We start from the raw sequence: 24,394 nt of genomic DNA, 5'->3' as shown, positions 1-24,394 counted from the left end.
AGTCGTTGATGGGTGCGCTCGGCATGGCTACTATCCCGGATAGTGGCGACCTCTGCTGCGGGTTCGCGTCATCGACATTCCTGGGGGGAACATGACTACACCTTCGGTTACTCCTACACCCTCGGCACCTACTCCGCGGGCGCCGAGGCCGGAACCGACCTCCCCGACGCCGGCGCCGCCGACTCCGACGCAGGTGCCGCCCGGACAGCCTCAGCGTTTCGGAATCCAGCCCGAAGCGGTAACCACGATGGCAGGGGAGTGGGAAGGGCAGGCCACCGCTATTCGGCAGTATGAGTGCCTCACGCTTTCTGAGGTCTCGATGCCGGGTAGTCGTATCGGCGCGGCCGCCGTGGCCGGCCATGATCCGGCCAAGAAGTCTATTGCGTCGGTGGCGGACAGGCTCGACGCACTGGCCGCAAATATTCGCATCTTCACCACCAAGGTCGTCGACGCCGACGGTGCCGCGGCGCGCGGCATCGAGAGTCTGCGACTGCGCTGATGCGGCCGACGATCGCGCAGTTGAAGACGTGGGACATCGGCACTCTGGTAAGTGCGGCCACCGAAACGCTGTTTACCGCGGATACGCTTGATTATTGGATGGACGATGCAGTTCGGACGATGAATAAGGTTGGAAGCTGGACTGGTCGGACACATGATGCCGCAGATGCCAAGATAAAGCAGGAGAGCGACCATGTGAACGAACTCAGAAGTGTTTTCGCACAAATAGGTGATGAGTTGCAAGAGGCGGCGACAGACCTGGAATATGCGAAAGATTTTGTGCTGCGAGAAGCAAATTCCGCGATTGCGGGAGGATTTAAGCTCACCGGAAATGTTGAGGTTTCGCATCCGGAGAAGACTGATGAAGCGCTGACCATCCAAGTGCGTATCAACAGTGGGTTGGACACGATTGCCCGTCTTGACGAGACATACGGCGCGAAACTGGAGGGTCTGGTTTCCGATCTCGCCTCGATGATCGATGGTCAACCCGACATCGACGTTCCGGGAATCGGTCAGATTGACCCAGATGCACTCGTCAAGCGCTTGGGATCGATGACCCCGGATGAGCGCGCCGCGCTGCTGTCTGAGATGACGCCTGAACAGGTGCGCAGGCTTGCGCAGGCCGACCCGCAGGCAGTGGGCAATATGGACGGCGTCCCATTCCCGGTGCGGATCGACGCCAATGAGGTCAATATCCGCGCCGCGCTGGCTGATGAGGAGCAGAAGTATCCGCGGAATGAAGGCCGCATCAACCAGTTGAAGGCGATGCTCGAACCCATTGAGGACCCTCTTTCTGGGCCAAATGGTGCGGACAATGGAATGGTGGAGCGCACCTTCTTGGCGTTCGAGAACACTCCGCATGGCAACATGATCGAAATTGTCGGCGCGATCGGACCGAATACCCGCAACGTCGCAGTCTACGTACCCGGTACGAACTCCACGCTCGATGGTAGCCAGTCCAACCATAATGCGGCGTGGAACTTGGCGAATCGCTCCGGCGGTCCGGTGATCTTGTACATGGACGGAGAATTCCCGCATGGCGGCAGCGTCTCCGCATTTGTCGACCCGTTCAGCGACAACGATGCGATGGACACCACGATGGCTAAACGAATGGCGCCAGATCTGGTGGCCTTCGGTCATGAACTCGACCGCACGCTAGACACAACTGCGCCGCAAGCGAAGACGACTTTCCTTGGTCACTCGTACGGTGGATCGATCGTCGGTACCGCAGAACAGATGGGGCTCAATGCCGATCGCGTGATCTATGCGTCATCGGCGGGAATCGGTACCTTGGATGATCAGCCGTGGTCGAACCCGAATCCGGACGTCGAGCGGTATTCGATGACTGCGCCCGGAGATCCGATTCAATACTTCCAAGGCATGGCCACCCAGCACGGGGGCGATCCGGACACCGCGCCAGGTGTGACGCGAATGGACACTGGATATTTCGGCGCGGACAACAAGGACTTTCCAGGAAAGCTGGTATGGGGTTCAGACGGACACGGCAAGTACTGGGACGATCCCAAGTCGGACGCATTCCAGAACATGGTCAAGGTCATCAAGGGGGAAGAGCCGACCCCGTACGTATGGCGCGCACCCGACAGCCGCCTGGAGAACACGGATCCGCCGCCGATGATTCTCGCCCCGGGGCCGATGCCAAACGACTTGCTCATACCTGGTGGGCGATGAACCCCGCGCGCGGTCGGCGACGAGTGACGATTGTCGCCGGATTCGTCGTCGCGCTGGCGGTGAGTGGGTGCGGATTGTTTTCCGACGATGATGATGATCAAGGGTTGTCGATGCCGAAGGCACAGGTACTCGCGATCATCAGCGAGAATCTCGATGCGGTGGATCCGGGGAGTGCATCGGTACCCCAGGACACCGCCAAGGTGCAGGAATACGGATGCGACACCGCGTTTCCATCCGCGTTGCCGCAGGGTCCGCCGTGGTGGTACAAGGTCCAGCGTCGGCATTCTGGAGTCACCGATGAGCAGATTCAGCAACGGCGGGATGCGGTGCTGACGCTGGCCGGACGAGGATTTGAGGTCCTGGCCCGGCCGGCCTCCCGCAATGGTGACGACCCGCGTGACGTCGTCCTGCGGGATTCGCGCGGATTTCAGGTCAGCATGTCGGTGTCGCCGTCCCCGGATGGTTCGGTAACGCAGGTCGAGATCACCTCATCGTCGCCGTGCGTTCGCCATTCTGGTGAGGATGGGCCGCACTAGGTCGGTGCCAGTCGACACTCCTGAACACCTTGCGCCGGAGGGATTCAGCCGATCCCGTCACCCGCCAGGAAGGTCAGGTAGCTGGGGTGGTCGGGGTCGAGGACCAGGCGCTGCTGACGGCCGCGAGCTTTGATGAGGTCGGGGACGACGGTCAGGTAGCGCGGGAAGCTCGCCGCGTAGACGTCCACACGCAGGCGGTGTCCGGGTTGCAGGACGGCGTCGGTGGGGACGAGGTCGACGTCGATCCGCACCGGCTCGTCGGCGGGGACGGCCAGCTTGCGTTTACGTGACAGGAAGTGGTGTGCGCCAAGTAGATTGCCGTCGCTGGCGTAGGTCGACTTGGACTTGTCGAGAGCCCGGTTCGACGCCGACAGTGCGCCGTTGGTCAGCACCGTCGACGATCCGTCGGGTGCGACGTCGTTGACCGTGACCGCCCAGATGGCCTCATGCGCGGTGGTGGCCACGTTGAGCCGCAGGTTCATCGCCCCGCTGAGCGGGGTGGCGACCTCGACCGGCTCGGTGGTGAAACAGAGTGCGCCGCCCTCCTGGTAGCGGGCGTCGCGGCTGAACGAACTGCCCAGGGCGATGGCCGCGCCTGCGGTCACCTGTGACATGTCGCGTGAGCGCAGCCCGCGAAGGTCGGGGCGCACATCGAGCGAGCAAACCCCGACATTCGGTGCGGCACTCAGTGTTCCGTCGTAGACGGCGTGCTCGGCGCTGCCCGACGACGGTCCGGTCAGGTAGAGCCGTCGCGGCGCGACGTCGGCGCGCGGGAAGCTCTGACCCGACGTCCAGGCGCCGCCCTGCTGCAACATGGTCACCGGCCCGTAGAACTCGACACCGTTGCGATGGCCTTTGAGCCAGCGGTCGAACCAGGCACGTTCGAGGACGTCGAGACGCGGGGGAGCGCAGCTGCCGCCGAAGCCGGAACCGACGTCGAAGTGGTAGCCGTCGCCGACGACCATCTGTTTGCGGCCAGGTTCCATGTCCAGGCGTTCGTAGACACCGGTGGCACTGCGGCCGAACAGATCGTGCCAGGCGCCGACGGTGAAGGTCGGTGCGGTGATCCGGTCTACCTGCGGATCGCGTTCGTCGAAGTAGGGGTCGTCGAAGATGCGGTCGTCGCGGGCGGTGAGGAAGCCCCAGAGCAGCGACGGGATCTCGGTTGCCGGGGACTTGATGCGGTCGAGCGCCCACTTCGCCGCGTTGCCGTTGATCAGATCGCGGATCACATTCGCCGGGTTCGGGACCCACTTGAGCAGATTGACCGCCGACAGCCACGCCGGGATGAACGCCGACGGCATACCGCCGGTGATGTAGATGTCGCGGACGATGTCGTCGCAGCCTTCGACCGCGAACACCGCACCCACCGCGGGATGGCCCTTGTCGGCGGCCTGTAGTGAGTTGATCGCCGAGTATGACCAGCCGGCGAGCCCGACGACACCGTTGCACCAGTCCTGCTCGCTGACCCAGTCGATGATCTCCACCGAGTCCTGCTGTTCGCGCGGTCCGAGGATCTCCCACTTCCCGTGACTGGCACCGGTGCCGCGTACGTCGACGATGACCTGCGCGTACCCGCTGCGTACCAGGTTGCGGTTGATGCCGAAGACGTCGAAGACACCGCCGGCCAGGGTCTGGGTGAGCGTGGTCAGACCTTCGAGCGCGGTGCCCGCCGCGTCGACGGACCGCGAGGCCTGCGACAACACCTTGCCGAGCACCGGCGCGTGCAGGGTCTGATCGAGGAAGTCGATGGCTGCGCGGTTGTACGGGTTGATGTTGACGATGGCCGGGTACGGGGTGAACACGGTCTGGCCGAATCGGTTCGCGGGGCGGATGACCGTGGCCCGCAGTACGACGCCGTCACTCATCTGCAGGCTGACGCCCCGGTCGATGGAGACTCGCGGATACAGTTGCGCGCCGTCGACCTGCTCCCGCCAGCGAATGGCGTCGGCGCCCCCGGTCGGATCCCCGAGCGGGAGGGTGCCGAAATGCGGCGACCCGATGGTCCGGGTTCGAAGCGTGCGGGCATCGGCCGGCTGTGCGGCGGTCTGCTGTGTCGTGTCCAACTGGTACGTCATGGTGCATCACCCCTGCCTGGGATAACGCGCGCCGCGTGTCGGACGATCCCGGATCCCCGAGATCCCTTGAGGCGAGCACCACCCCGTTGTCGGAGGCGAGGGAACCTGCCGACCACTGCTTGATTGTGGTCTAGGTCACCTCGCCGTCGATGAACTGTAACTCAGCGGACATATCGGATCGCTAACCAGGGGGTCGCAGTTCGGGTATTACGGACAATGCGCAGGTCAGCGGGGTCGGCGAGATGCAATTGTCATCTCGATGGCCGACGTCGGCGTCTGATTTGCCCTCGCGGGGAGCTGATCTGGGGCGATTTGGGGAAATCACTGGTCGTGCCGTACCGTTGTCGGCGATGTGATGCACAACCGTGTGTCGTATCGGTTCAACCAGAGACCGTCGGTCACCGGGTAACACCCGGACTAAGGTGCGAAGTTTCGCCGGCCCACGCAGGATGAACGAGGAAAGTTGATGTGCGCCCGTTGCCGGGTCGCATATTTCTACGCCCCGTGCCTCCTGTGCCGGGGCGTTCGTCATTTCTGCCTCTTGCCGACCATCGAAGGCGGTCTCACCGGTCGAACCCGACCAACTCTAATTTGAGGAGAGGAGGCGAAGTATGGCCAACCCCGACAAGGTTTCCGCAGTTGCGGAGATCGCTGAGCAGTTCAAGGGATCCACGGCAGCGGTCGTCACGGAATACCGTGGCCTGTCCGTCACCCAGATCACCCAGCTGCGTCGTTCGCTCGGCGAGGGCGCAACCTACTCCGTCGCCAAGAACACCCTCGTGAAGCGTGCCGCCGATGAGGCGGGCGTGGAGGGGCTCGACGAGCTGTTCACCGGTCCGACCGCCATCGCCTTCATCGAAGGCGAGCCGGTGGTGGCCGCGAAGGCGATCAAGACGTTCGCCAAGGACAACAAGGCTCTGGTCATCAAGGGCGGCTACATGGACGGCCGTGCGCTGTCTGTGGCTGAGATCGAACAGATCGCCGACCTGGAGACCCGTGAGGTCCTGTTGGCCAAGCTCGCCGGTGCCATGAAGGGCAACTTGGCAAAGGCTGCCGGCCTGTTCAACCAGCCGGCTTCGCAGGTGGCGCGCCTGGCCGCGGCCCTGCAGGAGAAGAAGAACGAAGCCGGCGAGTAATTCGTCGCACCACAATCTATTCCCAGTGCGGGAATGACCAACCCCCCGTACTGGGGACTACAGGAAGGACGCCACCATGGCGAAGCTCACCGCTGACGAGCTCATCGATCAGTTCAAGGAACTGACCCTGCTGGAGCTCAGCGATTTCGTGAAGAAGTTCGAAGAGGTCTTCGAGGTCACCGCCGCTGCTCCGGTCGCCGTTGCTGCTGCCGGTGCCCCGGCTGCCGGTGGCGCTGACGCTGCCGCTGAGCAGGACGAGTTCGACGTCATCCTCGAGTCGGCCGGCGACAAGAAGATCCAGGTCATCAAGGTCGTCCGCGAGGTCGTCTCGGGTCTGGGCCTGAAGGAAGCCAAGGACCTCGTCGAGGGTGCTCCGAAGGCTCTGCTGGAGAAGGTCGACAAGGACGCCGCCGAGGCTGCCAAGGCCAAGCTCGAAGAGGCCGGCGCCAAGATCACCGTCAAGTAAGCGAGCGGAGCGAGTGCGCTTGCGCATTCTCACCGTCAAGTAAGCGAGCGGAGCGAGTGCGCTTGCGCATTCTCACCGTCAAGTGATCGGTGCGCCGTCGGGCGCGCTGCTTCTCGGTTGAGGGGCTGTTCGGTCGCTCTGCCGCGAAACCTCACGAAACCCGGGACGGGTCAACCGTCCCGGGTTTCGTCGTTCTCCGGGTCGGTTCGTTTCTGGGTGCCGGGCCGATGGCGTCTCAGGTAGTCATTAGGATTGCCGGGTGTTCGCAGGCTCGCGTAGATTCCGCACCGTCGACGTCGTCGGTGTGATCGTCCTCGTCCTCGGGTTGTGTCGGGTGTTCGGCCAGCCGTGGCTGTGGCATATCGGCGATCCGAAGTACTGGGGACCGCCGGTCGATCTCCAGGTGTACCGATACGGCGGACAGTTCCTGTTGCACGGATGGTCGCTCTACGAGCACGACGTCCCCACCATCAACGACGTCCAGAACCTGCCTTTCACGTATCCGCCGTTTGCCGCAGCCGTCTTCGTGCCGTTGTCCTGGCTACCGGTGCGGGCGATCTCGGTGCTGTCGATGATCGTCGGCTGTCTGCTGACCTGGTGGTTGCTGCGCTTGTTGCTCCGCCGGGTCGGTTGCGGTGATCTGTCGGTCGGGTGGTCGATGATCCTGGCGGGCCTGGCCTTCCAGTTCGAGCCGGTGCGGGTGACCCTCGACCTCGGACAGGTCAACCTGATCCTGGTCGCGCTGACCGTTCTCGACACGATTTGGGACCGGCGTCCGGCGTGGTCGGAACGCTATCGCGGTGTCCTCGTAGGTGTCGCGGCTGCGGTGAAGCTGACGCCGATGGTGGTCATCGTCTACTTCATCGCGCGCAAGGACTGGCGGTCGGCGATCAATGTCGTCCTCGGGTTCCTGGGGGCGTCCGCGTTCGCGTGGGCGATCAGTCCGTCGGACTCCTTTCGGTACTGGACCGAGACCCTTTTCGATCCCGATCGGATCGGTGGCCTGGCCTTCGTCTACAACCAGGGGTTCACCGGAGTGCTGGCGCGTGCGGGCCTCTCCGACACCGATCGTTCGCACGTGTGGCTGGTGCTGGCCTTCGCGGCCTCGGTGTACTGCCTGATCCTGGCGGCGGTCCTCGCACGCCGAGGGGAGGACGAACTGTCCTTCCTGGCGGCGTCGGCGATCGCGCTGTTGGCCTCACCCGCTGCCTGGATCCATCACTGGGTGCTGACGACGGTCTTCATCTTGGTCTTCGTCGTCGTCGGGGTGCGGGCCCGCAGCCGCCTCTTCCTCGGACTCGGAGTGCTGGGCGTCCTCGCCCAGCTGCCCGGGCCGGCGTTGTCGCTGCCGAAAACCGAGCTTCGTGAACTCGACTGGTCGTGGTGGCAGGTCGTCTACGGCAATCTTTCGCTTATCTGGCTCATCGTGGTTCTGGCTGTCGCATGGTGGTTGCCGCTGTCGCGGATCCGGAGCCGCTGGGCGGGCGGGACGGATGCCACCGCGGACACCACCGTGGCCTTAACGGGTCCTGAGAGCGCCGCTGGCGGCCCGGCGCAGACGGCGCCACAAACACCTACTGGGTCGGGCGTCCAGGACGCCTGATCGGGTGTCGCCGATACGGATGTGACGCGTGGGAGTCGCGCGCCACGATGCTCGCCAAAGAGTGGTCTACGTCGCTCTTTTGCGCAGGGGATGGCATGGGCTACGCTCAACTCGCGGGAATTGGTTACCGACTGGTAACTTGCTCGTGAGCCGTCAACGGAAAACGATCCGGTGGGGTGGTGCCCGACGGTCCGTCGGCTACAGTGACCCCAACCACATTCGCCGCCGTGGCGTGGTTGGTCACACCGTGGCCGCCGCAGGGGGCAACGATCGTCTGGAGGATGCAGTGGGTGTTGAGGTCAGTGTCGAAGGGCTGACGAAGTCGTTCGGTTCGCAGAATATTTGGCGGGATGTGTCGTTGACGTTGCCGTCGGGCGAGGTGAGTGCGCTTCTCGGGCCTTCGGGTACGGGTAAGTCGGTGTTCCTGAAGACGCTGATCGGTTTGCTGCATCCGGAGCAGGGGTCGGTGGTCATCGATGGCACCGATATCACCAAGTGTTCGGCCAAAGAGTTGTATGAGATCCGCAAGTTGTTCGGTGTGCTGTTCCAGGATGGTGCGCTGTTCGGGTCGATGAGTTTGTATGACAACATCGCGTTCCCGCTTCGTGAGCACACGAAGAAGAAGGAAGCCGAGATCCGCAACATTGTGATGGAGAAGATCGACCTGGTCGGTCTGGCTGGTGCCGAGGACAAGCTGCCGGGTGAGATTTCTGGTGGTATGCGTAAGCGTGCGGGTTTGGCGCGTGCGTTGGTGTTGGATCCGCAGATCATCTTGTGTGATGAGCCGGACTCGGGTTTGGATCCGGTGCGTACCGCCTACATCTCGCAGTTGTTGATCGATATCAATGCGCAGATCGACGCGACGATTCTGATCGTGACGCACAACATCAATATTGCCCGCACCATTCCGGACAATATCGGCATGTTGTTCCGTAAGGAATTGGTGATGTTCGGTCCTCGTGAGCAGTTGTTGACCTCGGAGCAGCCGGTGGTCAAGCAGTTCCTTTCCGGTGATCGGTTCGGTCCGATCGGTATGTCGGAGGAGAAGGACGAGTCGGTGGCCGCGGCGGAGGCGGCGATGCAGGCTGCGGGTATTTCTGGTGGTGGTACGAAGGATGACTTCACCGAGATCATTGCGCAGGTGCAGCCGAATCCGGGGATGCCGGAGCGTAAGGCGGTGGCTCGTCATCGGGAGCGGGTGCACGAGATTTTGCATACGTTGCCGCCGAATGCGCAGGAGGCGATCCGTCGGTCGATGGCCGAGGAGGACCGTCTTCGCGCCGAGAACCGCGCCCACGCCGAGACCCACGTCGCGGCCAACGTCGGCGAGTGGAGCACCGTCGGACAGGGCGGCGTCGCCCTTGCCGATTCGCGCACGGCCGACTCCAAGACCGACGTCATCGACTTCGGGGGCAACGACGCCCCAACCCAGCAGTGGGCAACGCCCGCTGACGTAACCCAAGAGATCAGTGGTGACACTCCAGGTCACGAAGGGCGGACAACCTAGGAATGACCAGTGCCACCACGCGTGGCGTCGACCGAATCGCGCAGGCCGGAACCAGTGCCCTGGAACAAACCGGCAACATTGTTCAGCTGTTCGTCGACGTAGCACGCCAGACCTTTGTGCGCCCGTTTCAGTGGCGGGAGTTCATTCAACAGGCGTGGTTCATCGCCAGCGTGACGATCCTGCCCACGGCGTTGATCGCGATTCCGTTCGGCGCGATCGTGTCGCTCCAGACCGGCTCGCTGATCAAGCAGTTGGGTGCGGAGTCGTACACCGGCGCGGCGAGCGTGTTGGTGGTTGTCCAGCAGGGGTCACCCCTGGTGACGTCGCTGCTCATCGCGGGTGCGGCCGGGTCGGCGGTGGCCGCCGACCTCGGCTCACGCACCATCCGTGAAGAGATCGACGCCATGGAGGTGCTCGGCATCAACCCGATCCAGCGGTTGGTCGTGCCCCGCGTGCTGGCCATGGTGCTCGTCGCCATGCTGCTCAACGGTCTGGTCGCCGTCATCGGCATCGGTGGTGGTTACTTCTTCAACGTGGTGGTGCAGGGCGGTACGCCGGGTGCCTACCTCGCTTCCTTCGGTGCGCTGGCCCAGCTACCGGATCTCTATGTCTCGACCTTCAAGGCCGCGATCTTCGGTGTTCTCGCCGGGGTCATCGCCGCCTACAAGGGACTGCACCCCAAGGGCGGCCCGAAGGGTGTCGGCGACGCGGTCAACCAGTCCGTCGTCATCACCTTCCTGCTGCTGTTCCTGGCGAACCTGATCATCACCGCGGTCTACCTGCAGATCATCCCGGCGAAGGGAAGCTGACCATGACCGAAGGTGGGGTGACGATCTCCAAGAGCCGCTCGGAGTACTACGCGTACGAGGCTCGTAAGCAGTTGTCCAAGCCGCTCAAGGTGCTCGACGGTGCCGGTGAGCAGATGTCCTTCTACGGCCGCACGCTGGCCTGGATTCCGCGGACACTGGTGCACTACACCCGTGAGGTGCTGCGGCTGCTGGCCGAGGTGGCCTTCGGATCCGGCGGCCTGGCCGTCATCGGCGGCACCATCGGCGTGATGGTCCTGATGTCGGGATTCACCGGTGTCGTCGTCGGTCTGCAGGGCTATTCCGCCCTCGACCAGATCGGGTCGCAGGCGCTGACCGGCTTCCTGTCCGCCTACGTCAACACTCGCGAGGTCGCGCCGCTGGTCGCCGGCCTCGCGCTGTCCGCGACCGTCGGCTGTGGTTTCACCGCCCAGCTCGGCGCCATGCGGATCTCCGAGGAGATCGACGCCCTGGAGACCATGGCGGTGCCGTCGGTGCCGTACCTGGTCAGCACCCGCGTCATCGCCGGTTTCGTGGCGGTCATCCCGCTGTACGTCCTCGGTCTGCTCTCGGCCTACCTCGCCTCCCGGGTGATCACCACGGTGTTCAACGGGCAGTCCGGTGGTTCCTATGACCACTACTTCAACCTGTTCCTGCCGCCCGCAGACGTGCTGTGGTCCTTCGGCAAGGTGTTGATCTTCGCATTCGTGATCATCCTGGTGCACTGCTACTACGGCTACTACGCCAGTGGCGGCCCGGCAGGTGTCGGCGTGGCGGTCGGTCACGCGGTACGCGCCGCGCTGGTCCTGATCGCGATCCTCGACTTCTTCCTGGGTCTGGCGATCTGGGGTACCACGACGACCGTTCGAGTGGGGGGTTGACCTCGATGGCGGTTTTGCGCCGACGGTTGCTCGGCCTGGTGTTCTTCATCGTCGTCGCACTGTTCTTCACAGTGACGATCATGAAGTTCAACAAGTCGTTCACCGATTTCACCACGGTCACGCTGACGACCGATTCGACCGGCAACGCGCTTCCGGTCAATGCCGACGTCAAGGCGCGCGGCGTCGTCGTCGGCGAGGTTCGTGACGTCGAACCGGGTCCCGACGGCACCGTCCACGTGAAGCTCGGGCTCAAGCCCGATATGGCGGCACAGCTGCCTGCGTCGACGACCGCCCGCATCCTTCCGAAGACCCTCTTCGGCGAGCGCTATGTCGCGTTGCAGGTCCCGGCCGACACCAGTGGACCCAAGCTGTCCAGTGATTCGACGATCGCGACCGACACCAGCGGAAACGCGGTCGAGGTGCAGAGCCTCTTCGATCGTCTGCTACCGGTCCTGGAGGCCATTCCGCCGCAGGATCTGAATGTCACGCTGACCGCGCTGTCGTCGGCGCTGTCGGGTCGTGGTGAGCAACTCGGCACCACCATCGAGCAGCTCAACACGGTCTTCTATCGCATCAACACCGAGGCGCTGGGCGACCTCCAGGGCACCCTGCGCGGTCTCGCGACCTTCTCGCAGACCTATTCCGAGGCACTGCCCGACGTGATCGACGCACTGGACAACTTCCGTACGACGAGCAACACGATCGTCGAACGTCAGGGCGACCTGCGCACGCTGATCTCGACGCTGGGGGTGGCCGCCACCGACAGCACCCGTTGGCTGCAGCAGAACCGGACCGACCTCATCGACCTGTTCGTCGGGTCGGAGGACTTCCTGGTCGGGTTGGCCAAGCAGTCCCCGACATTCACCTGTAGCTTCCGCAACTTCGCCGGCCTGATCCCGGAATCGAAGCGGATCGTCGGTGTGGGTACCAAGAACCCCGGTGTCCGGGTGAACCTGCAGTTCGTCAACCCGCGTGGTCGCTACCTGCCCAACCAGGACGAGCCACGGCTGTTCGATCTCGATCCGCCCGCGGTCTGCTACGAGCCCGCCACCAACGGCCGGCCGTTCCCGCAGTACCCCGGCGGCGGTCTCGCCGACGGCAGCTATCAACCACCGTCACGCAACCCCGGCCCGCGTAACCCGAAGACGCTGCCGCAGCCGCAGTTCGGCGTGACGCCTGCCGGACAGGTGCGGTCCAACCCGTACGACGATCCCGACTACGTCAATCAGCTCAAGGTGATCTACGGAGCCACCAGCGGCCACGACCCCAAGGACGTGCCCGCCTGGGTGACCATGATCGGTGGAGGCACGCTGCAGGGAGCGCAGGTCGACATCAAATGAAATCCATCGTTGGACCGCTGATCAAGCTGATCGTGTTCGCGGTCGTGACCGTCGTGGCCACCAGCCTGCTGGCCCTGACCATCGCCAACGCCGGCGGTGGCGGGGACACCGGGTTCAAGGCGGTGTTCTCCGACGCCACCCTGCTCAACAAGGGCGACGACGTCCGTATCGCGGGTGTCAAGGTCGGCCAGGTCGAGAACGTCGAAGTGCACAACCGCGACCAGGCGCTGGTGACCTTCAACGTCAACCGTGACTCGTTGCCTGCCGGAACCCAGCTGTACATCCGCTACCGGAATCTGACCGGTCTGCGGTACCTCGCGCTGGAGAAGGGTGCGGGCGATCCGAACGCGACCGTCTCCGACGGCTTCACCTTCGGTGAGGGCGACGACAACGACGCGACGCATCCGCCGGTGAACCTCACCGAACTGTTCAACGGTTTCCGTCCGCTGTTCCAACAGCTGTCCGCCGAGGACGTCAACAAGCTCTCGGCCAACATCATCGAGGTCTTCGACGGACAGCGGACATCGATCTCGACGCTGGTCAGTTCTACTGCGGAACTGACCAACACGATCGCCGACAAGGACAAGGTCATCGGCGAGCTGATCACCAACCTGACCAAGGTCCTGGACACGGTGAACCGCAACGACGACCAGTTCACCGCGCTGCTCGACAACACCGAGAAGCTGGTGACCGGGCTTGCCGCACAGCGTGGTTCGGTCGGTTCGGCGATCAGCTCGGTGTCGAACCTGACCGCCGTGACGGCCAACATCCTCGGCCAGACCAGGCCGTCGATCCAGGGCGACATCGCCGGACTCAAGGCGCTGGCCGACCAGATCAACGCCCGCGATGACGACGTCAACGCGATCTTCAACAATCTGCCGACGAAGCTGAAGAAGATCGGCCGCGCCGCGACCTTCGGCTCGTGGTTCCAGTTCTACATGTGCGGTATCGACGTCGTCGCAGGCAACGGTAAGTCGACACTGCTGACGCAGCCGCTGGTGCCGCTGCCGCCGATCAACCATGTGCTGTACACCAGCGCGGCAACCCGCTGCTGGGCCGACGGAAACAACGGGGGGTGAGTGAGCGATGACCGACAACAACAACGTGCCTGACACCGACGAAGTGCCCGACACAGATGCCGCGCCGTCCGATGCGCACCCGAATCGACGGTTCGCCGGACGTCGCAGCCCGGTGAGCATCGGCGCCATCGGCCTACTGATCATACTGATGGTCGCGGTGTCGTCGTTCTACCTGACCTCGGTTCCGTTCCTCGGCGCCAGCGCGCGCTATACCGCGAAGTTCACCGAGTCGGCCGGCCTGAAGAAGGGCGCCGAGGTCCGCGTGGCCGGCGTCAAGGTCGGCGAGGTCGACGACGTGAAGCTCAACGGTGACCGCGTCGACGTCGTGTTCCGGGTGAACAACACCTGGATCGGCGATCAGACGCAGGCGTCCATCCAGATCAAGACGATCCTGGGCCAGAAGTATCTGGCGCTGGTCCCGCGAGGCAACGAGCCCGCCGACCCCGACACCCCGCTGACCGACACCGTCTCCCCGTATGACGTCGTCGAGGCGTTCTCGGATGCGGCCAAGCAGCTCACCGGTGATCCCAACGGGACCACCGCGGGTATGGACACCCAGCAGGTGGCCGAGTCGCTGCGTGTTCTCTCGAACGCCTTCTCCGATACGTCGGGCAGCATGGGCGCCGCCATCGACGGTGTCGCACGCTTGTCGCAGACGATCGCCAGCCGCGACCAGGAGGTGCAGCGACTGCTCGCCGCCACCGCCGACACGTCCAAGATCCTGGCCGATCGCAACGAGGAGTTCGTCCGGCTGATCGCCGGAGCGGGCCAACTGCTCGACGAGCTCAACAACCGGCAGCGAAGCATCGCGACGCTGCTGGCCAGCACCACGAGCCTGGGCGATTCGTTGAGCGGCATCGTGCGCGACAACGAGGAGCAGATCGGTCCCGCACTCGAATCACTCAAGGGTGTGAACGAGCTGCTCAAGAAGCAGAACAAGAATCTGCGCGACACGATCACCTACATGGCGCCGTTCTATCGGCTCTACGGCAACGTGCTCGGCAACGGTCGCTGGTTCGACCAGGTGGTCGTCAACCTGCTACCGCCGGCGCTGCCGCAACAGAACACCACCCGTCCGCCGAACAAGACGGCAGATGAGAACAACGGCGGAACGGCGGCCGGCTGATGACTGCACCCGATCTCACCCAGAGCACGGGACCGGGACGCTGGTTCACCCCACGTCACATCGTCGGTCTCGTCCTCGGCCTGATCCTCGCGCTGATCCTGGCGAGCGCCCTGTGGTGGGTGTTCTCCTCGATCGGCACCACGAAGATCACCGCAACCTTCCAGCGCACGGTCGGCATCTACAAGGGTTCCGACGTCCGCATCCTCGGTGTCCCGGTCGGCAAGGTCGACTCGGTCGAGCCGCAGGGTGACACGGTGAAGGTGACCATGACCGTCCAGCGCGGCGTCGAACTGCCCGCCGATGTGCGTGCGGTACAGGTGATCCCGTCGGTGGTCGCCGACCGGTTCGTGCAACTGGCCCCGGCCTACTCGGGGGGGCCGAAGGCGGGCAAAGACATCACCCTCTCGCTCAAGCAGACCCTGGTGCCCGTCGAGGTCGACCAGATCTACAAGAGCGTCAAGGAACTGTCCGACGCGCTCGGACCCAACGGTGTCAACAAGAACGGCGCGGTCAACGAGGCCATCGCCACCGGAGCCGACAACCTGCGCGGCAACGGCGCCGACCTGGGCCGGGCCATCGAGCAGCTCTCCAAGGCCAGCACCACACTCGCCGATTCGCGCGGCAACCTGGTCGACACCGTGAAGAACCTGAACGTCTTCGTCGGCGCGTTGCGTGAGAACGACACCCAGGTGCGTCAGTTCAACACGCAGATGGCGAAGTTCAACGTCTTCCTCTCCGGGGAACGCCAGCAGCTCGGGCTCGCCCTGAACAAGCTGTCCATCGCCCTCGGTGACGTGGCCGGATTCCTCGACGACAACCGGGACAAGATCGGCCGCACCCTCAAGGATCTGCGGCCGACCACCCAGGCCCTGCTGGACACCAAGACCTCCCTCAAGGAGGTGCTGACGGTCCTGCCGGTGACGTTGAACAACCTGATCAACGCCTACGACGCCGAGTCCGGCACGTTGGCGATGCGTCTGACCATCCCGGATCTGCAGGATCTGATCGGTGCCCAGTGTCGTCTGCTCGATCTCGGCGCGGTGCTGCCGGGCAACCCGTCGGCCACCCAGTTCTCCACGACGCTGCGCCCGCTGATCTCCAAGTGTGAGGAACTCGGCCAGCAGATCACCGACGGAGTGCTGACGCCGATCCTGCCGTCGCTGCCCTTCGGCATCATGAGCAACAACAAGCTGCAGCGCTATCCGGTGCCGGGTACCAAACCCGGAAACCCGGATCCGGGTCTGCAGTCGCCGACGACCAAACCCAAGCCCAAGACGACCACCACGAAGCCCAAGCCGGCGACGACGACCCCGCGGGGAGGTAACTGATGCGTTCGCCACGTGCTGTGACGCGTAGCGGTGCCACCCGCGCCGGGCTGGTCGCCGTGCTGCTGGCCGTCGTCGTCGCGGTCGCCGGTTGCGGTGCGGGTGGTATCCAGTCGATCCCGCTGCCCGGCGGCGTCGACACCGGGGACAACCCGCGCACCTATCAGATCCAGTTCGAGAACATCCTCGATCTGGTCCCGCAGTCGATGGTCAAGCAGAACGGCATCCCGGTCGGACGCGTGACCAAGGTCGAGGTTCCCGACGGCCAGTGGTACGCCCAGGTGACCGTGCAGGTGAAGAACGACGTCGAACTGTCCACCAAGGCGACCGCCAACGTGGACCAGACCTCACTGCTCGGCGAGAAGTTCGTCGCCCTGGTCGAGCCGGCCGGCGCGGCGACCGCGCCTCGGCAGAGCGAGAGTGAGCCGATCCCGCTCACCCGGACACGGACCGCGACCGACATCGAGCAGGTCCTCGGCGCGCTCGCGATGCTGCTCAACGGCGGTGGTTTCAGCCAGCTGAAGCCGATCGTCACCGAGTTGAACACCGCCCTCGAAGGTGCCGGCGCCCGAAACGCGAAGAGTCTGCTCAAACAGACCAGCATCCTGATCAGCAGCCTGAACAAGCAGCGCGACGACATCGTGACCGCGATCGACGGTCTGTCGCGGCTGTCCACGCGGGCGGAAGGCCAGACCAAACAGATCGAGCGGATCCTGCAGCAGCTGCCCGAGGGTATCGAGGTGCTCGAAGAGCAGCGTCCGCAGTTCGTGGACCTGCTGACCAAACTCGACAAGCTCGGCCAGGTCGGTACCGATGTGCTCGGCAAGTCGCGCAAGGCGCTGATCACCGACCTCAAGGCGCTGCGTCCGGTGCTCACCGAGCTGGCTAAGGCCGCTCCGGACCTGATCACCGCGGCCCCGCTGATGCTGACCCATCCGTTCCCGGACTGGATCCTGCCCGGCGCACACGGTGATTCGGTCAACCTGTTCATGACCCTCGATCTGCGTCTGCTCAACCAGCTCGAAGCACTCGGCGTCGGACAGGGCACGCCGAAGTACTCGCCGCCGGTCCGGGTGAACGTCCCGGTCGATCCGCGTAACCCGTACTACAACGGCAACGGACCGCGCTACGGCTGGCCGACGATCAGCCTGCTGCCACCGGCGCCGAATTCGCGGCCCGGGCCGAACACCCCGCCCTCGGGCGGTCGGTACCCGGCGTCGGCGACCCGTGAAGGTTCCGGCGTCACCCTGCCGGCACCGGCTCGGCGCGGCCAGCAACTACTCGACGGTCCGCTGGCGATTCTGGGAGGTCAGCGATGATCAGCAAGCTCGCGAGAATCCAGCTGATCGTGTTCGTCGTGGTCGGACTGGTCGCGGTCGTGTTCGTCGGCGCCAAATACGCCCGCCTGGACAAGTTGGCCGGTGTCGGTGTCTACCACGTGACCGTGCAACTGCCCGACAGCGGCGGCATCTTCACCAACGCCGAGGTCACCTATCAGGGTGTTCCGGTTGGCCGGGTCGGCGAACTGAAGCTGACCGAGAAGGGTGTCGACGTCACACTCGACCTCGATTCGTCGGCCCCCGACGTCCCCGCGTCGGCCGTCGCCGTTGTCGCCGAACGGTCGGCGATCGGTGAGCAGTTCATCGACCTGCGACCGCCGTCAGCCGAGGGCCCCTTCCTCGAGGACGGTTCGGTCATCACCAAGTCGGAGCTGCCGCCGCCGCTGGAGGATGTGGTCTCCTCGGCGCTGGACTTCACCTCATCGATTCCGGTCGACGACCTGCACACGGTGATCACCGAGTTGGGCAAGGCGTTCAACGGCCAGAACGAGAACATGACCCGCCTGGTCGATTCGTTGAGTAAGTTGGCGCAGTCCGGTGCGGACAACATCGGCGAGACCATCGACTTGCTGGGCAATTCGAATGTCGTGCTGGCCACCCAGGCCGAGCAGTCCGACGAGATCCTGGCGTGGGCGAACGGTCTGAACCTGGTGACGGCGACGCTCGTGTCGGCGGACCCCGACCTGCGCCGCCTGCTGACCACCGGCACCTTGTCGGCAACGCAGATCTCGAAGCTGATCCAGCAGTACGGCGGAGATATGACCAAGGTCGTGGCCGACCTCTCCGAGGTGGTCCGCACGATCGAACCGACCGCGTTCGCGACGTCGGCGACCTTCGCGATGCTGTCGGCACTGTCGGCAGGTAGCCACAGCCCGGCACCGGGGGATGGGCAGATCCACTTCGGCATCGTGCTGGAGACCAACAACCCGGCGTCGTGTACTCGCGGCTATGAGGGCACGCGCAACATGATCAACGAGATGAAGCGTCGTGACCCGTCCTTCGACGTGCACTACGACGAGTTCCCGTTCAACACGAACGCTCGCTGTACGGTGCCGCAGGGCAACCCGACCGGTGTTCGCGGTGCCGAGCGCGCCGTGTTCGCCAATCCGGCTTACCCGCAGCCGTGGGACAAGACGCCCAAGAAAGATCCGGACAAGCTCAACCTCAACCCGCTGGCCACGCAGCTCGCGGCGCTGTTGGGTGTGCATCCGAAATAGCAGTAGTCGAGATCGTTTCCCGAGGTCGGCCTCGCCGTGTGCGAGATTGGCGCGTTCTCAGGTGCGATCGTTAAGGTGACGCCCGATGAGCAGTAAGACAGACAAGCAGCGTGGTGCGCGGCGAACAGGCCCGGCCCGCAAGGTAGCGGGAAAGGCCGGTGCGCCGGCCCCGACGACCACGAACGACACATCGACGGACCGCGAGGTGCTCACCTGGCGCGTGCTGTCGGTGGTCGCCGTACTCGCGGTGGTCGCCGCGGTGGTCTGCGCCGGCGTCTTCGGCTACCACGCCTATCAGGCCTACTTCGTCGACAAGCCGACGGCACAGGCCCGTGATGAGGCTACGGACGCGGCCGAGCAGGCGATGGTCAATGTGACCACGATCGACCCGGCCAAGCTCGAGGACTGGAATCGCAACCTGAACGCCTCGTTCACCGGGGATGCGCTCAAGCAGGTTCAGCAGCAGATCCAGACCTCGCTGGTGGAGCCGCTGCGCAAGTCCAACGGGCAGCCGGGCCGGACCGTCGGTTTCCCGCGGACGGCGGCGGCCACCGAGGTGAATGCCGACGACGGCACCGCCAAGGTGCTCGTCTACGTGGCGGTCGTCGGGGTGGTCGACGGCAAGAAGAGTGATCCGGCGACGATGGGCTTCCTGCTCACCATGCTGCGCGGTGACGGCGATGTCTGGAAGGCCAGTCAGGTGGTGCCGCTCGACGCGATCGAGTTCACCGACACCGGCCAGGGTGCGAACCCGCAGCCCCAGACACCTGCCCAGACTCCGCAGCCCCAGGGAGGTGGCAACTGATGGCCCCCAAACCGAACCGTAAGTCCGGGTACCGGCCCAAGGTCGCCGGGCGGACCCCTGCGGCCGGCGACCGTACGCGTATTGAGGACACCGCAGTCGAGAACGCCACGGCTGAGGACACCACGGTCGAGGTCCCGAGTGTCGAGACCGACAGCGCCGAGACCGACAGCGCCGAGACCGACAGCGCCGAGACCGACAGTGCCGAGACCGAGTCGGGCGGTGCTGACGCCGAGACGGTGACGATCGAGGCCGAGGCCGAAGCGGAGGATGCAGACGCTGAGACCACCGAGCCGCCGACCCGTACCCGTCCGGTGTCGCGGGTGTCGACGATCCGTCCCGGTGACGCTGGAGGCAAACGTGCGGCGTCGGCGACGACGACCACCCGGCCGGCCGAACCCCGACGTCGGGCGCAAGCCGGCGTGCGGGATGATGGCGGCTGGCTGAGCCGTCGGACCATCGCGATCCTGGCGGCGGTGGCCGCGGTCTTCGCGGTCTTCGCGACCGTCGCGGCCTTTCATCCCGGCGCGCGCCCCGACAACAAGGCATTCGTCGACGGTGCGGCCACCAGCGAGCTGACCGCGCAGGTCCGCGCCAAGCTCTGCTCCGCGATCGCCTACCCCGGGCCGGATGTGGACAGCTGGGCGAAGACCGCCGAGACGGTGCTGACCGGTGAGGCGTTGAAGAACTTCCGTGACTACCTTCCGACTCAGCGCCAGGTGCTGACCAAGACGAAGGCGATCGCCGAATGTCGCGTCGAGAATGTCGGCGTACGGGATCTGTCGTCCAGTGGTGACTCGGCCACCGTGGTGGCCTACCTCATCGTGAGCCAGTCGGTGAACGGCGTCGCCGTCAACAGCGGCGCACCCGGTGTGCTGGCAGAAACCACCCGCAGCGGCGACCAGTGGTTGTTCTCCACGATCACCCCGGTCAACCAGCTGCCGCAGGCCTGATCCGCCGATCGCGGTCTCCGAACGTCCGACGCGGTTCCCTCCGGGGGACCGCGTCGTGTCGTTCATCGTGGCTGTCGTTCGTTGGCGGTTGTTCGTCGTCGGTCTCGTTGGTGCGGTACGACTTCTTCCGTCGTCGCCGGAACCGAGATTTCTTCGACGAAAACGCGCGTAGCGCTTGACGTCGGGGCGTTGTGGGGCCACGCTGTCACCAGCGATTGATGCGAAGGCAGCCACCGGCGCGGAGATGCTGCCAGACGTGACTTGGCGTCCGACCTGGATTTGATTCCGGTCAGACTTGACAAAGTCCGTCTATTTTCTGATACAGTTGGACGTTGCGCTGGCTGCCTCCTGTCCATCTATCGATTCCTTCCGGCCCACTTTGCGTGTGTGCTGTGGTTATCGCCGATTCAGGTTCGACACCAGCGAACGGCCCTCAAGCCACTCACCGCATAGTGAACACGTCGTGTTGGAAGGACGCATCTTGGCAGTCAACCGCCAGTCCACCTCAACAATCCCGGGCGCGCCGCATCGCGCGTCTTTTGCAAAGATCAGCGAGCCGTTGGAGGTTCCCGGCCTCCTGGATCTCCAGCTTGATTCCTTCGAATGGCTCGTCGGTTCCCCGGAATGGCGTGCGAAGGCCATCGCGCGCGGTGAGGAGAGCCCGACCGGGGGTCTCGAAGACATTCTGCATGAGCTGTCCCCGATCGAGGACTTCTCCGGTTCGATGTCGCTGTCCTTCACCGACCCGCACTTCGACGAGGTCAAGGCCTCCGTCGAGGAGTGCAAGGACAAGGACATGACCTACGCGGCGCCGCTGTTCGTCACCGCGGAGTTCATCAACAACAACACCGGTGAGATCAAGTCGCAGACCGTCTTCATGGGCGACTTCCCGATCATGACCGACAAGGGCAGCTTCATCATCAACGGCACCGAGCGTGTCGTGGTGAGCCAGCTGGTCCGCAGCCCGGGCGTGTACTTCGATTCGTCGATCGACAAGACCACCGAGAAGACCCTGCACACCGTCAAGGTGATCCCGGGTCGCGGTGCGTGGCTGGAGTTCGACGTCGACAAGCGCGACACCGTGGGTGTGCGTATCGACCGCAAGCGTCGTCAGCCGGTCACCGTGCTGCTCAAGGCGCTCGGTTGGACCACCGAGGAGATCGCGGAGCGGTTCGGCTTCTCCGAGATCATGATGTCCACCCTGGAGAAGGACAACACCGCCAACCAGGATGAGGCGCTGCTGGAGGTCTACCGCAAGCTGCGTCCGGGTGAGCCGCCGACCAAGGAGTCCGCGGAGAACCTGCTGGAGAACCTGTTCTTCAAGGACAAGCGCTACGACCTGGCCCGCGTCGGCCGCTACAAGGTCAACAAGAAGCTCGGTCTGACCGGCAACCCGATGACCGGCGAGTCGACCCTGACCCGCGAGGACATCGCTGCCACCGTCGAGTACCTGGTGCGCCTGCACGACGCCGACCCGCACACCGTCGGCCTGTCCTCGGTCACCGGCCCCGGTGGCATCGAGGTGCCGATCGAGGTCGACGACATCGACCACTTCGGCAATCGTCGTCTGCGTACCGTCGGCGAGCTGATCCAGAACCAGATCCGCGTCGGCCTCTCGCGTATGGAACGTGTCGTGCGTGAGCGCATGACCACCCAGGACGTCGAGGCGATCACCCCGCAGACCCTGATCAACATCCGGCCTGTCGTGGCGGCGATCAAGGAGTTCTTCGGAACCAGCCAGCTGTCGCAGTTCATGGACCAGAACAACCCGCTGTCGGGTCTGACCCACAAGCGTCGTCTGTCGGCGCTGGGCCCCGGCGGTCTGAGCCGTGAGCGTGCCGGCCTCGAGGTCCGCGACGTCCACCCGTCGCATTACGGCCGCATGTGCCCGATCGAGACCCCTGAGGGTCCGAACATCGGTCTGATCGGTTCACTCTCGGTGTACGCGCGGGTCAACCCGTTCGGCTTCATCGAGACCCCGTACCGCAAGGTCGTCGACGGTGTCGTCTCCGACGACATCGAGTACATGACCGCCGACGAGGAGGATCGTTTCCTCATCGGTCAGGCCAACACCTCCTACGACCTCAACGGTCGGATCACCGACGAGCGTGTCCTGGTGCGTAAGAAGGGTTCGGAGGTCGAGTTCGTCGGCGCCAACGATGTCGAATACCTCGACGTCTCGCCGCGTCAGATGGTGTCGGTCGCCACCGCGATGATCCCGTTCCTCGAGCACGACGACGCGAACCGCGCCCTGATGGGTGCGAACATGCAGCGTCAGGCCGTGCCGCTGGTCCGCAACGAGTCGCCGCTGGTCGGTACCGGTATGGAGCTTCGTGCCGCGGTCGACGCCGGTGACGTGATCGTCTCCGCCAAGACCGGTGTGGTCGAGGAGGTCTCCGCCGACTACATCACCGTGATGGCCGACGACGGCACCCGCGACACCTACCGCATGCGCAAGTTCGCCCGGTCCAACCATGGCACCTGCGCCAACCAGCGTCCGATCGTGGACGAGGGACAGCGCGTCGAGTCGGGTCAGGTCCTGGCCGACGGTCCGTGCACCGAGAACGGCGAGATGGCGCTGGGCAAGAACCTGCTCGTCGCGATCATGCCGTGGGAGGGCCACAACTACGAGGACGCGATCATCCTGTCGCAGCGCCTCGTGGAAGAGGACGTCCTCACCTCGATTCACATCGAGGAGCACGAGATCGACGCCCGTGACACCAAGCTCGGTGCCGAGGAGATCACCCGGGACATCCCGAACGTCTCCGACGAGGTCCTCGCCGACCTCGACGAGCGTGGCATCGTGCGTATCGGTGCCGAGGTCCGCGACGGCGACATCCTGGTCGGCAAGGTCACCCCGAAGGGTGAGACCGAGCTGACCCCGGAAGAGCGTCTGCTGCGCGCCATCTTCGGTGAGAAGGCCCGTGAGGTCCGCGACACCTCGCTGAAGGTGCCGCACGGTGAGACCGGCAAGGTCATCGGTGTTCGCGTCTTCAGCCGCGACGACGACGACGATCTCGCTCCCGGCGTCAACGAACTGGTCCGTGTCTACGTTGCCCAGAAGCGCAAGATCCAGGACGGCGACAAGCTCGCCGGCCGCCACGGCAACAAGGGCGTCATCGGCAAGATCCTCCCGCAGGAGGACATGCCGTTCCTGCCCGATGGCACCCCCGTCGACATCATCCTGAACACCCACGGTGTTCCGCGTCGTATGAACATCGGCCAGATTCTGGAGACCCACCTCGGGTGGATCGCCAAGGCCGGCTGGAACATCAACGTCGCCGAGGGCGTGCCGGAGTGGGCGTCGAAGCTGCCCGAGGACATGTACGCGGCGGAGCCCGACACGAACACCGCCACCCCGGTGTTCGACGGTGCGCGTGAGGAGGAGCTGACGGGTCTGCTGTCCTCGACGCTGCCCAACCGCGACGGTGAGGTCATGGTCAACGGCGACGGCAAGGCGACGCTGTTCGACGGCCGTTCCGGCGAGCCGTTCCCGTACCCGGTGTCGGTCGGCTACATGTACATCATCAAGCTGCATCACCTGGTGGACGACAAGATCCACGCGCGTTCCACCGGCCCGTACTCGATGATCACCCAGCAGCCGCTCGGCGGTAAGGCCCAGTTCGGTGGCCAGCGCTTCGGTGAGATGGAGTGCTGGGCGATGCAGGCCTACGGTGCCGCCTACACCCTGCAGGAGCTCCTCACCATCAAGTCGGACGACGTGGTCGGCCGCGTGAAGGTGTACGAGGCGATCGTCAAGGGCGAGAACATCCCCGAGCCGGGTATCCCCGAGTCGTTCAAGGTGCTGCTGAAGGAACTTCAGTCGCTCTGCCTGAACGTCGAGGTGCTCAGCTCCGACGGCGCGGCGATCGAGATGCACGACACCGACGACGAGGATCTGGAACGCGCTGCGGCCAACCTCGGTATCAACCTGTCGCGCAACGAGTCCGCCACGGTCGACGACCTCGCCAACTGACACCACCTACGACCGCAGAGCTCTGGAAAGGTAACA

General features: G+C 64.5%; 19 protein-coding genes. 18 read left to right on the top strand and 1 reads right to left on the bottom strand.

The genetic code is table 11. The annotated features are described in order from the left end of the window. Positions 1-247 precede the first annotated feature (247 nt). From QSJ18_RS04675 to QSJ18_RS04665, 3 genes are all read left to right on the top strand, one after another. On the top strand, positions 248-499 hold the full coding sequence (locus QSJ18_RS04675; protein WP_286325105.1) for a hypothetical protein: 252 nt from the start codon (positions 248-250) through the stop codon (positions 497-499). Beyond that, positions 499-2,187, top strand: a complete 1,689-nt coding sequence (locus tag QSJ18_RS04670; RefSeq protein WP_286325104.1) for an alpha/beta hydrolase — start codon at positions 499-501, stop codon at positions 2,185-2,187. Before QSJ18_RS04675 ends, QSJ18_RS04670 begins: the two co-directional genes overlap by 1 nt. 110 nt (positions 2,188-2,297) lie before the next feature. Continuing rightward, entirely contained in the window at positions 2,298-2,723 is a 426-nt protein-coding gene (locus tag QSJ18_RS04665) for a cytochrome D1 domain-containing protein (protein ID WP_286325103.1), read from the top strand. Between the two features lie 44 nt (positions 2,724-2,767). Here QSJ18_RS04665 and QSJ18_RS04660 read toward each other — a convergent pair whose 3' ends face one another. Then, the gene (locus tag QSJ18_RS04660; protein WP_286325102.1) at positions 2,768-4,801 is read right to left on the bottom strand and encodes a CocE/NonD family hydrolase; all 2,034 of its coding nucleotides are present in this window, start codon (positions 4,799-4,801) and stop codon (positions 2,768-2,770) included. A gap of 611 nt (positions 4,802-5,412) precedes the next feature. Between QSJ18_RS04660 and rplJ the strand changes: the two genes are divergently transcribed. The 15 genes from rplJ (at position 5,413) to rpoB (ending at position 24,358) form a co-directional block, all read left to right on the top strand. Next, on the top strand, positions 5,413-5,937 hold the full coding sequence (rplJ, locus tag QSJ18_RS04655; protein ID WP_286325101.1) for a 50S ribosomal protein L10: 525 nt from the start codon (positions 5,413-5,415) through the stop codon (positions 5,935-5,937). Positions 5,938-6,013: 76 nt separating this feature from the next. Further along, complete coding sequence (gene rplL, locus QSJ18_RS04650; protein ID WP_286325100.1) at positions 6,014-6,403, top strand: 50S ribosomal protein L7/L12; 390 nt, start codon at positions 6,014-6,016, stop codon at positions 6,401-6,403. 259 nt (positions 6,404-6,662) lie between these two features. After that, positions 6,663-8,006: a glycosyltransferase 87 family protein gene (locus QSJ18_RS04645; protein WP_286325099.1), complete on the top strand. Its 1,344-nt coding sequence runs from the start codon at positions 6,663-6,665 to the stop codon at positions 8,004-8,006. Positions 8,007-8,292: 286 nt separating this feature from the next. Further along, the gene (locus tag QSJ18_RS04640; protein WP_286325313.1) at positions 8,293-9,513 is read left to right on the top strand and encodes an ABC transporter ATP-binding protein; all 1,221 of its coding nucleotides are present in this window, start codon (positions 8,293-8,295) and stop codon (positions 9,511-9,513) included. Positions 9,514-9,515: 2 nt separating this feature from the next. Then, positions 9,516-10,322 carry an MlaE family ABC transporter permease gene (locus QSJ18_RS04635; RefSeq protein WP_286325098.1) on the top strand — a complete coding sequence of 269 codons (807 nt, stop codon included), beginning with the start codon at positions 9,516-9,518 and terminating at the stop codon, positions 10,320-10,322. Positions 10,323-10,324: 2 nt separating this feature from the next. Continuing rightward, positions 10,325-11,200: an MlaE family ABC transporter permease gene (locus QSJ18_RS04630; RefSeq protein WP_286325097.1), complete on the top strand. Its 876-nt coding sequence runs from the start codon at positions 10,325-10,327 to the stop codon at positions 11,198-11,200. Positions 11,201-11,205: 5 nt separating this feature from the next. Next, on the top strand, positions 11,206-12,540 hold the full coding sequence (locus QSJ18_RS04625) for an MCE family protein (protein ID WP_286325096.1): 1,335 nt from the start codon (positions 11,206-11,208) through the stop codon (positions 12,538-12,540). Continuing rightward, positions 12,537-13,619 (top strand): MCE family protein, encoded by a 1,083-nt coding sequence (locus QSJ18_RS04620; RefSeq protein WP_286325095.1) that lies wholly within the window; start codon positions 12,537-12,539, stop codon positions 13,617-13,619. The genes QSJ18_RS04625 and QSJ18_RS04620 overlap by 4 nt, the downstream gene beginning before the upstream one ends. Positions 13,620-13,626: 7 nt before the next feature. After that, entirely contained in the window at positions 13,627-14,745 is a 1,119-nt protein-coding gene (locus QSJ18_RS04615) for an MCE family protein (protein WP_286325094.1), read from the top strand. Then, complete coding sequence (locus QSJ18_RS04610) at positions 14,745-16,073, top strand: MCE family protein (protein WP_286325093.1); 1,329 nt, start codon at positions 14,745-14,747, stop codon at positions 16,071-16,073. The genes QSJ18_RS04615 and QSJ18_RS04610 overlap by 1 nt, the downstream gene beginning before the upstream one ends. Continuing rightward, positions 16,073-17,389: an MCE family protein gene (locus QSJ18_RS04605; RefSeq protein WP_286325092.1), complete on the top strand. Its 1,317-nt coding sequence runs from the start codon at positions 16,073-16,075 to the stop codon at positions 17,387-17,389. The genes QSJ18_RS04610 and QSJ18_RS04605 overlap by 1 nt, the downstream gene beginning before the upstream one ends. Then, positions 17,386-18,627, top strand: coding sequence for an MCE family protein (locus QSJ18_RS04600; protein ID WP_286325091.1), 1,242 nt, complete (start codon positions 17,386-17,388; stop codon positions 18,625-18,627). Before QSJ18_RS04605 ends, QSJ18_RS04600 begins: the two co-directional genes overlap by 4 nt. Before the next feature lie 85 nt (positions 18,628-18,712). Beyond that, on the top strand, positions 18,713-19,432 hold the full coding sequence (locus QSJ18_RS04595; protein WP_286325089.1) for a hypothetical protein: 720 nt from the start codon (positions 18,713-18,715) through the stop codon (positions 19,430-19,432). Then, on the top strand, positions 19,432-20,382 hold the full coding sequence (locus QSJ18_RS04590; protein ID WP_286325088.1) for a hypothetical protein: 951 nt from the start codon (positions 19,432-19,434) through the stop codon (positions 20,380-20,382). The genes QSJ18_RS04595 and QSJ18_RS04590 overlap by 1 nt, the downstream gene beginning before the upstream one ends. A gap of 481 nt (positions 20,383-20,863) precedes the next feature. Beyond that, on the top strand, positions 20,864-24,358 hold the full coding sequence (gene rpoB, locus QSJ18_RS04585; protein ID WP_286325087.1) for a DNA-directed RNA polymerase subunit beta: 3,495 nt from the start codon (positions 20,864-20,866) through the stop codon (positions 24,356-24,358). Positions 24,359-24,394: the final 36 nt, after the last annotated feature.

Origin of the sequence: Gordonia heveisoli (assembly GCF_030315745.1) — a bacterium.
In the GTDB taxonomy this organism is placed as follows: domain Bacteria; phylum Actinomycetota; class Actinomycetes; order Mycobacteriales; family Mycobacteriaceae; genus Gordonia.
The sequence above is the reverse complement of the archived record's forward strand: the minus strand, read 5'-3'. Positions and strand labels throughout refer to the sequence as shown.